At 75.3% G+C, this 12,033-nt stretch carries 14 protein-coding genes and 1 tRNA gene; 4 read left to right on the plus strand and 11 right to left on the minus strand.

Going from position 1 to position 12,033, the window contains the following annotated elements:
* Nucleotides 1-273: 273 nt before the first annotated feature.
* The 3 genes from OG799_RS10135 to OG799_RS10145 form a co-directional block, all read right to left on the minus strand.
* Nucleotides 274-744 carry a MarR family winged helix-turn-helix transcriptional regulator gene (locus OG799_RS10135; protein ID WP_406044770.1) on the minus strand — a complete coding sequence of 157 codons (471 nt, stop codon included), beginning with the start codon at nt 742-744 and terminating at the stop codon, nt 274-276.
* 48 nt (nt 745-792) lie between these two features.
* On the minus strand, nt 793-1,980 hold the full coding sequence (locus tag OG799_RS10140; protein WP_406044771.1) for a PP2C family protein-serine/threonine phosphatase: 1,188 nt from the start codon (nt 1,978-1,980) through the stop codon (nt 793-795).
* 156 nt (nt 1,981-2,136) lie between these two features.
* The gene (locus OG799_RS10145; RefSeq protein ID WP_406044772.1) at nt 2,137-2,883 is read right to left on the minus strand and encodes an SAM-dependent methyltransferase; all 747 of its coding nucleotides are present in this window, start codon (nt 2,881-2,883) and stop codon (nt 2,137-2,139) included.
* A 129-nt stretch (nt 2,884-3,012) separates the two neighbouring features.
* Between OG799_RS10145 and OG799_RS10150 the strand changes: the two genes are divergently transcribed.
* The 3 genes from OG799_RS10150 (at nt 3,013) to OG799_RS10160 (ending at nt 4,648) form a co-directional block, all read left to right on the plus strand.
* Nucleotides 3,013-3,894 carry a universal stress protein gene (locus OG799_RS10150; RefSeq protein WP_406044773.1) on the plus strand — a complete coding sequence of 294 codons (882 nt, stop codon included), beginning with the start codon at nt 3,013-3,015 and terminating at the stop codon, nt 3,892-3,894.
* Nucleotides 3,895-3,965: 71 nt separating this feature from the next.
* Entirely contained in the window at nt 3,966-4,175 is a 210-nt protein-coding gene (locus OG799_RS10155; RefSeq protein WP_406044774.1) for a phosphatidylethanolamine-binding protein, read from the plus strand.
* Nucleotides 4,172-4,648 carry a hypothetical protein gene (locus tag OG799_RS10160; protein ID WP_406044775.1) on the plus strand — a complete coding sequence of 159 codons (477 nt, stop codon included), beginning with the start codon at nt 4,172-4,174 and terminating at the stop codon, nt 4,646-4,648. The genes OG799_RS10155 and OG799_RS10160 overlap by 4 nt, the downstream gene beginning before the upstream one ends.
* Here OG799_RS10160 and OG799_RS10165 read toward each other — a convergent pair.
* Complete coding sequence (locus tag OG799_RS10165; protein ID WP_406044776.1) at nt 4,645-4,839, minus strand: hypothetical protein; 195 nt, start codon at nt 4,837-4,839, stop codon at nt 4,645-4,647. The two genes, OG799_RS10160 and OG799_RS10165, sit on opposite strands and share 4 nt — an antisense overlap.
* 133 nt (nt 4,840-4,972) lie before the next feature.
* Here OG799_RS10165 and OG799_RS10170 point away from each other — a divergent pair, with 133 nt between their 5' ends.
* A complete protein-coding gene (locus OG799_RS10170; protein ID WP_406044777.1) occupies nt 4,973-5,626 on the plus strand; it encodes a hypothetical protein in 654 nt (217 codons plus the stop codon).
* Nucleotides 5,627-5,629: 3 nt separating this feature from the next.
* Here OG799_RS10170 and OG799_RS10175 read toward each other — a convergent pair whose 3' ends face one another.
* The 7 genes from OG799_RS10175 to OG799_RS10205 all read right to left on the minus strand — a co-directional run bounded on the left by OG799_RS10175 (nt 5,630) and on the right by OG799_RS10205 (nt 11,985).
* Nucleotides 5,630-5,821, minus strand: a complete 192-nt coding sequence (locus tag OG799_RS10175; RefSeq protein ID WP_406044778.1) for a hypothetical protein — start codon at nt 5,819-5,821, stop codon at nt 5,630-5,632.
* 116 nt (nt 5,822-5,937) lie between these two features.
* Nucleotides 5,938-7,215 carry a hemolysin family protein gene (locus OG799_RS10180; RefSeq protein WP_406044779.1) on the minus strand — a complete coding sequence of 426 codons (1,278 nt, stop codon included), beginning with the start codon at nt 7,213-7,215 and terminating at the stop codon, nt 5,938-5,940.
* A gap of 43 nt (nt 7,216-7,258) precedes the next feature.
* Nucleotides 7,259-7,456: a hypothetical protein gene (locus OG799_RS10185; RefSeq protein ID WP_089014379.1), complete on the minus strand. Its 198-nt coding sequence runs from the start codon at nt 7,454-7,456 to the stop codon at nt 7,259-7,261.
* Nucleotides 7,457-7,510: 54 nt separating this feature from the next.
* Nucleotides 7,511-9,274, minus strand: a complete 1,764-nt coding sequence (gene selB, locus OG799_RS10190) for a selenocysteine-specific translation elongation factor (RefSeq protein WP_406044780.1) — start codon at nt 9,272-9,274, stop codon at nt 7,511-7,513.
* 2 nt (nt 9,275-9,276) lie between these two features.
* A complete protein-coding gene (gene selA / locus OG799_RS10195) occupies nt 9,277-10,575 on the minus strand; it encodes an L-seryl-tRNA(Sec) selenium transferase (RefSeq protein ID WP_406044781.1) in 1,299 nt (432 codons plus the stop codon).
* A gap of 46 nt (nt 10,576-10,621) precedes the next feature.
* A tRNA-Sec gene (locus tag OG799_RS10200) sits at nt 10,622-10,717 on the minus strand.
* 53 nt (nt 10,718-10,770) lie between these two features.
* Complete coding sequence (locus OG799_RS10205; protein WP_406044782.1) at nt 10,771-11,985, minus strand: OFA family MFS transporter; 1,215 nt, start codon at nt 11,983-11,985, stop codon at nt 10,771-10,773.
* Nucleotides 11,986-12,033: the final 48 nt, after the last annotated feature.

A 12,033-nucleotide genomic window follows, 5' to 3' on the forward strand; every position in this document is an offset into this window, starting at 1 on the left:
GAGGAACGTGCGCGTTGCCGGCCGGTCAGCGCCGGCGCCCTCTGCGATCCCGGGCTGGGACCTCCCCCGATGCGGCCCACGATCGAGACGATCGTGGGCCGGTGAGTTGCGCTGCCACTATATCGGGCTCTTTTCCGCTGCCTGGTGGCGCAGCGCGCCTCGTTGCTCAGCTGTGTCCTGTGTGCGGCTCGGCACCATCCCTAAGGCGTCCTAGGACACTAGCTGAGTGACGGTGGGCAGCGGAGAGTCCCGGTGCCCACCGTCCGGGGCGGGTCAGGCGGTGCGGGCGGCGGAATGGCTGCCGGTCTGCGGCGCGGGCATCGCCGCGGCCTGGCTGAACGCGACCAGGGCCAGCAGCAGCTCGTGCTGCACCCGGTTGGGCATCCGGTCGAGGACCGCCTGCACGGCCTGGTGGCGGCGGTCCTGCAGCTCCCGCAACAGCGTCTCCGCCGCCGCGGTCGGCATCAACCGGACCTCCCGCCGGTCGCGGGGGTCGGCCACCCGACGGACCAGGCCGACCGCCTCCAGCCGGTCGCAGAGCCGGCTCGCCGACGACGGCACGACGTCCAGCAGCTCGGCCAGCCGGTTCACGTTGGTGTCCGGATGCGCCATGATCAGCGAGAGCACCCGCAGCTGGGTCGGCGAGACACCGACGCTGTGCCGCGAGGCCGCCGTGTCGAGCACGCCGACGAGCGCCTCAGCAGCCGCATCGATGGCCGCGGCAAGATTCGGAGGTCGCTCCACCCGCTGTCTCCTGCGATCGTCCCGCTCGTGTTAGCCCCGCCGGTCCGGTTACCGCTCGCACCCGTCGTCCGCACGGCCGGAACCGCGCCAGTCCAGGCAGACGACGACCGCGTCGTCACGGAGGTCCGCGTCGACGTGGTACGCGTGCAGTTCGCGCATCACCGTACCAACCGCCTCCGTCGCCGGCTGCAGCCGAGTGGACCGCATCGATCGAGCCATGGCCCTTTCGCCGTAAGGCTCCTGGCCAGCCGGATCGGCGGCGTACACGCCGTCGCTGACCACGAACAGCCGGTCCCCCGGCTCCATTCCGAACTCCTGCACGTCGTACCGGGTCTCGGCGAACATGCCCAGCGGCAGCTGCTGCTCCAGGGTGATCGGGGTGACCGCGCCCCCGCGCAGCCGCAGCACGTGCGGCGAGCCGGCGTCCACCGCCTTGACCACGCCGCGCCGGGTGTCCAGCTCCAGCAGCAGCGTCGCCACGTACCGGCTGCCGCGGTGCTGGTAGAAGAGCGTGTCCGAGGCCAGCTCGGCCTGCTCGACCAGGCTCCCGCCGGACCGGCGGGCGTTGCGCATCGCGTTCACGGTGACCGCGGTCAGCAGCGAGGCCGCCAGGCCGTTGCCGGCGCCGTTGAGCACGGTGACGGTGAGCCGGTCGCCGTCGACCGACCAGTCGAAGTGGTCGCCGCCGACCGTGTACGCCGGTTCGAGCTGGCCGGCCAGCAGGAACGCGCCGTGCGCCACGCTGCGCCCGGGCAGCAGGTCCCACTGCATCTCGGCGGCCATGCTCAGCCGCTCCCGGCGCCGGGCCCGGCGGTAGCGGTCGGTCTCCCGGTCGGCCGCGCGCAACGCCACCGCCAGCTCGCCCGCGATGTCCTGGGCCAACGTCACCGTCGCCGCGTCGGGGTGGGCGGGCAGCTCGACCAGCAGCACGCCGAGCCGCTCGCCCCAGACCGACAGCGGCAGGTAGGCCCGGCACCGGCCGTTCTCGCCGCCGTCCAGCACCGGCTGCTGGCTGCTGAAGCTGCGCTGGGCCACACCGTGGCAGGAGAGGAATCCGGCGTCCGGCAGCTCCGGGTCCAGCACGGGCCAGAGCCCGCTGAACCGGTAGTCCGCGATGAACACCTCGGTGCGCGACGCTCCCAGCGCCGCGCTGATCGCCCGGTCGGCGGCCTCCGCCAACTGGTCGGGCGGGGCCAGGCGCAGGGCGCGTGACACCTGTCCGGCCACATCCGGCATGTGCATCCTCCGGGACGATTATTGCTCTGGGGCAAGCATCATACGGAGGTCGGCTGGCAGCCCGGACGCCCGGTTCCGACCGGCGCGCGGTGGCACCCCACCCGGCGGCCGGACCGCCCGGCCGGGCCCGGTCGGGGTACGCGTGCGGGGCTGCCGTCAGGCGGCCGGCTTCGTCGCCACCCCGCCGTAGCAGGCGTCCGGCGCCGCGGCCGGCGCACCCTCCGGACGCCACCGGGCGACCGGCACGACGCCGTCGGCGGTGGGCTCCCAGCGGCCCAGCAGCGGACCGAACGCGGTGGGCGGGCGCATCCGGAACGCCGGCCCCATCATCGCCAGCGCCCGCGGGTGTCCGGCCAGTTCCTCTCCGTCGAAGTCGACGGCCAGGAAGCTGCCCGGCGCGACCACCTCGTAGAGCTCGTCCAGGGTACGGGAGAGCGTGTCGTCATCGAGGAACGCGGCCAGCCCGAGGAAGATCACCCCGACCGGCCTCCTGCCCCAGCCCGGGACGAACCGGTGCAGCTGGGCCGGGTCGATCGTGCCGATGTCGGTGGCGTCGCCGAACCCGTAGCCGGCGCGGTCACTGCCGGCGAGGATGCGCTGGCCGAGCCGGATGGTCACCGGGTCGACGTCGGTGTAGAGCACGGTCGCCTCCGGGGCGACCTCGTGCACGTTGCCCCGGGTCGGCACACCGGCCCCGAAGACCAGGAAGCTGTCCACCCCCGCGTCGGCGATCGACCGGACCGCCCGGCCGAGGAACGCGCGCAGCGAGCGGAAGATCACCGCGCAGGGTCCGTACGCCCCCTCGAAGGCGCGGGCCGCGGCCACGTCGACCGGGAAGTGGTGCTCGCCCCCGAGCCAGAAGTCGATCATGCGAGCGGTGCTCGGCTGGTCGGGCTCGGCCATCGACGAGTCTCCCTTGCTCGGGCGATGGTCGACAGCGTACCCACGGGTCGGCTCCGGCGGTATCGCTCCGGCGGAGCACCGCCGGCCGCAATACTGGCCGCGGGCGTCCGGCGGCCAGGAGGTGCAGCGGTGAACTCGGCGAACGGCGCGGCGGTGGTGGTCGGCGTGGACGGCTCCGAGCCGGCGCTGCGGGCCGTCCGCCTGGCCGCGGCCGAGGCGGCCCGCCGGCACCGCCCGCTACGCGTGGTGCACGGCTTCATCTGGCCACTGCTGCGCGTACCGGTGAATCCGCTCGCCGAAGGACCACCCGGCGCCGGCCTGCGCGGCCAGGCGCAGGAGCTGGTGGCCGCGGCGGTGGACGCGGCGGAGGCCGCGGTGCCGGGGTTGCGGGTCACCGGGGAGATCATCGACGGCGAGGCGGCCGCCGTGCTCGTCGGCGAGTCCCCCACCGCGACGATGATCGTGCTCGGTGACCGAGGCCTGGGCGGCTTCGCCGCCCTGGTGATCGGCTCGGTGGCGATCCAGGTGGCCGCCTACGCGGAATGCCCGGTGCTGGTGGCCCGGGGCGAGGAACACGCGGCCGGGCCGGTGGTGGTCGGGGTGGACGGCTCGGCGCTGTCCCGCGCCGCCGTCGAGTTCGCCGCCGAGGAGGCGGCGGTGCGCGGCGCCCGGCTGCACGCGGTGCACGCCTACACCCACCCCGTCTCCGGCGGCCCCGGCGACATGCAACCCCTGGTCTACGACGAAGACCAGCTGCGCGGCGAGGAGGAGCGGGTGCTCGCCGAGTCCCTCACCGGGCTCACCGAGCGGTACCCGGAGGTTGCCGTGACCCGCGCCGCGGTGCACGCCCGACCGGTCGTCGCGCTCACCGAGTCCAGCCGCGACGCCCAACTGCTGGTGGTCGGTAGCCAGGGCCGGGGCGAGCTGCGGGAGCTGCTGCTCGGGTCGGTCAGCCACGGCGTGCTGCACCGCGCGGCGTGTCCGGTCGCCGTGGTCCGCTCCCCCGTTTGAGCGCCGCCGGCACGAATGAGCCCGACGGCGCCGGGTAGACGACCCGAGCACGCCGACACGAGGAGGCAGCGATGCCAGGACCACGGCCGGGCAGCAGCGCGTACGACAAGGAACGGGCACGGCTGCGCGATCTGATCGAACAGTCCGGACGGGCGGCTGATCAGGAGGCGAACCAGGTCGCCAACCGGATCCTGCAGGACGAACGCGGCCAACGCGGCGTCGTCCGGGGAGAACGGACGTTCGGGCCCAAGGGCGAGCGCGAACCCGGCGACCCGAAGTGAGAGCGGCGCCCCTGGTCGACGGCGCCATCGCCGGTGCGGTGGGCAGCGCAGTCCTGAACGTGGTGAGCTACCTCGACATCGCGGTGCGGGCCCGCCCGGCGAGCGACGTTCCGGAGGAGACGGTGGGCCGGCTCGCCGACGCGGCGCACGTCGACCTCGGGCCCGAGGACCGGGCGGCAACCCGCCGCTCGGGCCTCGGCCCCGTGCTCGGGTATGCCACCGGCATCGCCGCCGGGGCCGCCTTCGGGCTCCTCGCCGCCCGCCGCCGCATCCCGCTGCCGTTGGCCGCCGGCCTGCTCGGCGGCGGCGTCATGGCAACCACCGACAGCTCGATCACGGTGCTGGGCATCTCCGACCCGCGCACCTGGCGGCCGAAGGACTGGGTGGCCGACATCATCCCGCACCTGGCGTACGGAATGGCGGCCGCAGCCACCTGGAACCGGCTGCGGCCGCCGTCGACGCGGGGTCGTTAGTCGCTCTCGTCGTCGGCCACCTGTTCACTGGGCGGGCCGTACGGCGAGACCTGCCCCTTCGGGACCGGACGGCCAACGTCCCCGTTCGACGAGCCGCGACTGCGCGGACCCGTCGGGCGGGGGCCCTTGCTGTCCTGGCTCGTGGCGCCCTTGTTGCTGCGACGAATCTCCTCCTGCTGCGGATTGACCACGGGTCTCTCCTTCCGGTGGAGCACGCGACGTGGGGCCGCGCACCTGCACCGGTTACCCGCCGCCGTCGCCCGCATACCGGGTCGGGGGCGTCGCCGCAGGTCTGCGCCGACGCGGTACGGGTACACCACCGGGATGCGGGACGATCGGAACGTGGCGCGGGTGCTGCTGGACCGGCAGGGCCGGACGTACGCCGAGGAGGCGGGGATCCGGTTGGCCGACCGCCCCGGACCGCTGTACCAGCTGCTGGTGCTCACCACCCTGCTGAGCACCCGGATCCGGGCGGGGGTGGCGCTGGCCGCCGCGCGGGAGCTGTTCGCGGCCGGCTACCGGACCCCGCAGGCGATGGAGGCGGCGAGCTGGCAGCACCGGGTCGACGCGCTGGGCCGCGGCCACTACCGCCGCTACGACGAGCGGACCTCCACCATGCTGGGCACCGGTGCCCGGCTCTGCCTGGACCGCTGGCACGGGGACCTGCGCCGGATGCACAGGGAGGCCGACGGCGACCGGACCGCGCTGCGCCGGCTGCTCACCGAGTTCCCCGGCATCGGCCCGACCGGGGCGGACATCTTCCTGCGCGAGGCGCAGACCGTCTGGCCGGACGTGCGCCCGTACGCCGACCGGCGGGCCCTCGCCGGCGCGAAGCGGCTGGGGCTGCCGGCGAACCCGGGCGGGCTGGCCGGGCTGGTCGGCGACGCCGACTTCGGGCGGCTCGCCTCGGCGCTGGTGCGCGTCGCGCTGGGCGAGGAGTCGGCGGGCGAGGTCAGCCGGAACGCGGCGGCCCGCTGAGGCTCACTTGACCGGCCCCGCCGGCGGCTTGGTGAGGTGCCACGCCAGCAGCGCCGCGCCCAGGGCGAGCAGCACCACCCCGCCGGAGATCCCGCCGCCCTCCTCGCCGCTGCTGCGGTGCCCGGTGGCGCCGAAGTAGATCACCGCGAGCCCGGCCAGTACGGCGACGAACGTCCGCATGCCTCGGTCCTTCACGTCCCGGACGGTATGGCCCGCTCGCACCGGTTATCCGGCTTTTGCAGGGGATTACCCCATCCGGGTCACCCCGGCCGGCCCGTCCGCCTCACCCGGCGGGGCAGCCCACGGCCCGGTCACTCCGGCCGGCAGCCCGCGGCCGGACCGCGCAGCCGCACCCGGCGGACCGCCCGGTCGGCCACCTCCAGCACCGTGACGGTGAGCCCGGGCAGCCGCACCGTCTCGCCCGGGCCGTCGGGCACCCGACCCAGCCGGGCCAGCACCAGGCCGGCGACGGTGGTGTAGTCCCGCGGCAGTGGGAACGTCAGCCGTACCCCGACGTCCGGCAGGTCGTGCAGCGGGAAGTCGCCGGGCAGCAGCAACGCGCCGTCCGGCTCCCGGACCACCGCGCGCACGTCCCGGTCCGTCTCGTCGTACAGCTCGCCGACCACCTCCTCCAGCAGGTCCTCCATGGTCACCAGGCCGTCGACGCCGCCATGCTCGTCGACCACCAGGGCGAGCTGCTCGTGGCGCTGCCGGAACTGACGCATCGCGTCGGCGACGGCGAGTGTGCCGGGCAGCAGCAACGGCGACCGGGCCCGCTGGCCGGCGGTCGTGTCGCCGGCGTCGACCAGGTCACGGATGTGCACCACACCGCACACGTCGTCCAGGCCACCCGGGCCGACCACCGGGGCCCGCGAACGTCCGGCGGCGGCCAGCCTGCGCATCGCCTCCGCCGCCGGCGCGGACGCCGGCACGACCGTCACGTCACGGCGCGCGACCAGGATCTCCCGCAGCGTACGGCCGGCGATGTCGAACGCCCCGGCGAGGATCTCCCGCTGCTGGGCGGAGAGGCCACGCTGGCTGACCAGCAGCTCGCGCAGCTCCTCCTCGGTCACCTCCCCACGGCTGGCCCGCGGGTCCCCGCCGGCCAGCCGGACCAGCAGGTCGGTGCTGCGGCTGAGCAGCCAGACCGCCGGCCGGGACAACCGGGCCAGCAGGTCCAGTGGGGCGGCGCTGAGCAGCGCCCAGCGCTCCGCCCACTGCATCGCCAGCCGCTTCGGCGCCAGCTCGCCCACGACCATGGTGACGAAGGTGAGCACCACCGTCACCAGCAGCACCGCCACCGCGTGCGCCGCCCCGCCGAGGAAGCCCAGCGGCCCGACCAGCGGCTGGGCCAGCGACACCGCGGCCGCCGCGGACGCGAGGAAGCCGGCCAGGGTGATGCCGAGCTGGATGGTGGCCAGGTAGCGGTTCGGCTCCCGGGCCAGCCGGGCCAGCCGGGCGCCGGTGCGGCCCGCGCGACCCAGCCGCCGCAGCTGCCCCTCGCGCAGCGTCACCAGCGCCATCTCGCTGCCGGACAGCGCCGCGTTGACCAGCACCAGGACGGCCACCAGGGCGAGCTGACCGGCCATCACACCCCCTCCCGCTCCACCGCACGCCCGCCGGGGTACCCGGTCAGTCGTTCTCCAGGTCGTCCAGGGAGATGGCGTGGGTCATCAACCACCGGGCCAGCGCGGCCATCCCGAACAACCACAGCGGCGCCGACTCGGTGGTGCCGTTGGTGGCGAAGATGGCGAAGCGCAGGTCCGGCGCCCGGTACGCCTCGATCCGCCACCGGTGCTGCTTGTCCCGCCAGACCGCCGAAGGGTCCATGGCGTCACGGTAGGCGACCGCGCGGGGCGGTCGGGTCGTCTTCGTCCGCCCCGGTCAGGTCGGCGGGGCGACCACCTCACGGGCGTCGTCGGGCAGCCGGCGGGTGGCCCCCCGGCGGTCGAGCAGCTCCAGCAGCGGCACGGCGACCCGACGGGTGGTGTCCAGGGCCTGCCGGGCGGCGCTGAGGGTGAACGGCTGCGGCAGGCCCGCGAGGACCCGCACCGCGTCGTCGAGGGCGCCGGGGAGCAGCACCACATTGTCGGCGAGCTTGAGCAGGGCGCCGGCCCGCACGGCCGCGCCGATCTCCCGGGGGCCGAGCCCCAGGTCGGCCAGGCGGTGCGTCTCCGGAGCCTGGAAGGGACGGTCGCCGTACTCGGCGCGGACCCGGTCGACGGCCCGGGCCACCGGCTCCGGCAGCGCGTCGACCGCGACCGCGGTGACCCGGCCGGCGCGCAACCGCAGCGGCGGGCGGAGCAGCGCCTCCACCAGGGCCCGATCGGGCAGGGCGAGGCGCTGGCGCAGCACGTCCACCGGCACGCCGGGTTCGAGCGGATGCTCCCGGGCGTACCGGGCGGCCTCCTCGGTGAGCCGGACGCCGAGGCGGCGCCAGTGCTCCGGGTCGGCCAGCCAGTCCCCGGCCAGCGGCGCGACGGTGACCGGCACGCCCATCCGGGTCAGCTCACCGGCCCGGGCCAGGACCCGGCGGCGCAGCTCCCCGGCGAGGTCGGGCCGGCCGTCCAGCCCGGCCAGGACCGCCGCCCGGGCGGTCGCCGCGCCACGTCGGCGCAGCGACGGCGGGGCCACGTCCAGCACGGTCACCCCGCCGGCGACGTGGTGCCGCCCCGGGTCGCGCAGCAGCGCCCGGTCGCCGATCAGCAGCGGCAGCGGGCGGGCCAGCCGCAGCCGTACCGTGTCGGGACCCAACGGCCGTACCCGGGCGGGCACCGCGGCCGAGCCGACGTGCAGGGTGAGGGTGGCCGGCAGGTCGGTGGCCGGATCGCCGGCGAGCCGCACGTCCAGCAGGTCGGTCAGCCGGAACCGGTCGGGGCTGAGCAGCGCGTCGCCGCGGGCGATCCGGTCCCGGGACACCCCGCGCAGGTTCACCGCCACCCGGGCCACCGCGTCCACCCGCTGGTGCGAGGCGTTCAACGAGTGCAGGCCGCGGACCCGGACCGGCTCGCCGGTGGCGGCGAGTTCGAGCTGGTCACCGACGCGTAACCGGCCGCCGCCCAGGGTTCCGGTGACGACCGTGCCGCTGCCCTTGATCGTGAACGCGCGGTCCACCCAGAGCCGGACCGGGGCGTCGAGCGCCGGGCCGGGCAGCCGGGCGACGAGGCGGTCCAGGGCGGCCCGCAGCTCGGGCAGGCCGGCGCCGGTCGCGCCGCTGACCGCGACCGCCTCCACCTCGCCCAGGGAGGTGGCCGCGAGCTCCGCCCGGGCCTGGGCCAGCGCCGGCCCCGGGTCGGCCAGGTCCGCGCGGGTCACCGCCAGCAGGCCGTACGACACCCCGAGCGCGTGCAGCGCGGCCAGGTGCTCGGCGGACTGCGGCATCCACCCCTCGTCGGCGGCGACCACGACCAGCGCGGCCGGGGCGGGACCGACCCCGGCGAGCATGTTCGGCACGAACCGCTCGTGCCCGGGTACGTCGACGAAGGCGATGGTGCCGCCGGAGGGCAGCGTCGTCCAGGCGAAGCCGAGGTCGATGGTCATGCCCCGGCGGCGTTCCTCGGCCCAGCGGTCGGGTTCCATCCCGGTGAGCGCCCGGACCAGGGTGGACTTGCCGTGGTCGACGTGCCCGGCGGTGGCGACGACCCACACAGCTACTCGCCCGCCCGCAGGATCGCCGCCCGGATCGTCGGGTCGGCCTCGGCCGGCACGCAGCGCAGGTCGAGCAGGAGCCGGCCGTGCAGCACCCGGCCGAGCACCGGTGGCTCGCCCGTGCGCAGCGGCTCGGCGTACCGCTCGGGCAGGCTCAGCGCCCACGACTCGAGGTCGACGCCGGGGGCGCCGCCGCCGCCGACCACCGACGCGCAGGGCACCACCTCGGCCTTGCGGCCGTCGGCTCCGAGGGCGTCGCGCAGCCGCTCGACGCGCTCACGCAGCAGGGCCGGGTCGGCGTGCAGGGCGTCCCGGGTCGGGGTGGTCGGGGCGTGCAGGGTGGCGGCAAGGGCGGCCAGGGTGAGCTTGTCCACCCGCAGGGCCCGGGCGAGGGGGTGCCGGCGCAGCCGTTCGACCAGGTCGGCGTCGCCGAGCAGCAGCCCGGCCTGTGGGCCGCCGAGCAGCTTGTCCCCGCTGGCGGTGACCAGCGCGGCACCGGCGCGCAGGGTGCTGGCGGCGTCCGGCTCGTCGGGCAGCAGCGGGTCGGTGGCGAGCAGCCCGGAGCCGATGTCGGCGACCACCGGCACGCCGAGGGTGGCCAGGTCCCGCACTGGGACGGCCGAGGTGAAGCCAGTGACCCGGAAGTTCGACGGGTGGACCTTGAGCACGAAGCCGGTGCGGGGGCCGATCGCGGCGGCGTAGTCGGCGCGGGTGGTGCGGTTGGTGGTGCCCACCTCGCGCAGCCGCGCGCCGGTGGACTCCAGCAGGTCGGGTAGGCGGAACCCGTCGCCGATCTCGACCAGTTCACCGCGGCTGACCACGATCTCCGCGTCGGCGGCGAGCGCGGTGGCGGTGAGCACCAGGGCGGCGGCGCCGTTGTTGACCACGTGCACGGCCGCCGCGTCGGGCACGGCCGCGGCCAACGCGTCCAGGGTGTCCCGGCCGCGTCGGGCCCGCCGGCCGGTGCGCAGGTCCAGCTCCACGTCGGTGTGCCCGGCGGCGGCCACCATGGCGTCGACGGCGGCGGCCGCAAGCGGCGCCCGGCCCAGGTTGGTGTGCAGCACGACGCCGGTGGCGTTCAGCACCGCCCGGGGCGCGGGGCCCGGCAGGTCGGCCAGCGCGGCGTCGCGTACCGCCTCGGGGGTGATGTCGCCGCGGCGGGCGCGCTGCTGCGCGTGGACGATCGCGGCCTTGACCCGGTCGCGGCCGAGCGTGCCGGCGGCGGCGGCGAACGCCGGGTCGGCGAGCAGCGCGTCGGTGCGCGGCACCCGCCGACGCGGATCGGCCGTGCCGTCGGGCATGGGTCATCTCCCTGCGCCTGCGGGGCGGAATCCCCCTGCGCCTGCTTGGCGGAGACGGACGGGAATCGAACCCGCCTGGCCCGGGTCCCGGACCACACCGGTTTTGAAGACCGGGAGGGGCACCAGCCGCCTGAACGCCTCCACGCAGCAGTCAACCACAAACGATCTCCAGTCGCTGGGTGAAGCGGCGCCGCTTCACGGTCCGGAGGTCTCGAAGTGCGGTCGCGGCTTGCCGGGCTTCGTCGGCAGCCGGGTGAGCGGCGGCAGCACCAGCGCGATGAACGCGAGGACCCCGATGACGGTGAACGGCAGCGTGTAGCTCTTGCCGCTCGCTTCGTACAGCAGCGCGGTGAGCAGGGGACCGACCACTCCCCCGATGCTCCAGGCCACGATCATGGCGCCGTAGATGGCCCCGGCGTTCGGGGTGCCGAAGTAGTCCGCGGCCGTGGCCGGCATGGTGCCGAAGCCGCCGCCGTAGGCGAGGTAGATGAGCGCGGCGAGCACCGCGAACAGCCAGAAGGCGGCGGCGTGCGGCAGGATCAGGAAGCAGATTCCCTGCAGGGCGAGCATCCCGAGGAAGGCCGTCATCCGCCCGATCCGGTCGGAGAGCCACGCCCAGACCACCCGCCCGCCGCCGTTGAACAGGCCGAGGACGCCGACCAGGCCGGCGGCGGCCGCGGCGCTCACGTCGGCGATCGACTGCGCGGCGTCCGCGGCCTGCGAGATCAGCGCGATCCCGCACGTCACGTTGAGGGTGAGGATCAGGGTGAGCAGGTACCACTGCCGGGTGCGGAGCGCCTCACCGAAGGTGTAGACGCGGGTGCTCGCGACGGCCCGACCCCCGGAAGCCGGGGTGAAGCCGGGCACCTGGTACCCGGCGGGTGGATCGCGGAAGAACGACGCCCCCAGCAGCACCGCGACCAGGTACGCGATACCCAACGGCAGGAACACGCTGGTCTTGTGGCTGGTGCCGGCGAGCAGCGCCTTCGCCACCGGGGCGGTGATGACCGCGCCGAAGCCGAACCCGGCCACGGCGATGCCGGTGATCAACCCGCGGCGATCCGGGAACCACTTGCTGAGCATGGCGATGGGTGTGATGTACGCGGCCCCGAGCCCGATGCCGCCCATCACCCCGTAGGTGAGCAGCAACAGCCAGAGCTGATCGCTCGACGACACCAGCGACGCCAGCATGATCCCGACGGCGTAGAGCACGCCACCGCCGAGCGCGACCGGCCGTGGCCCGCGGCGGTCCTGGATGCGCCCGCCGATCAGGCTGCCGATGAAGATGGTGCCGATCGCGACCTCGAACGGCAGCACCACCTCGGCCTTGCTCCAGCCGAACTCGGCCTGCAACGGCTTGTTGAACACGCTCCAGGCGTAGACGGCGCCGAGTGCGAGCTGCACGAGCACGGCTGCGACCACGAGGCCCCACCGGCCCCGCGTCGGTTGTCGATTTCC

This window comes from Micromonospora sp. NBC_00898 (genome assembly GCF_045207895.1).
Lineage (GTDB): Bacteria > Actinomycetota > Actinomycetes > Mycobacteriales > Micromonosporaceae > Micromonospora.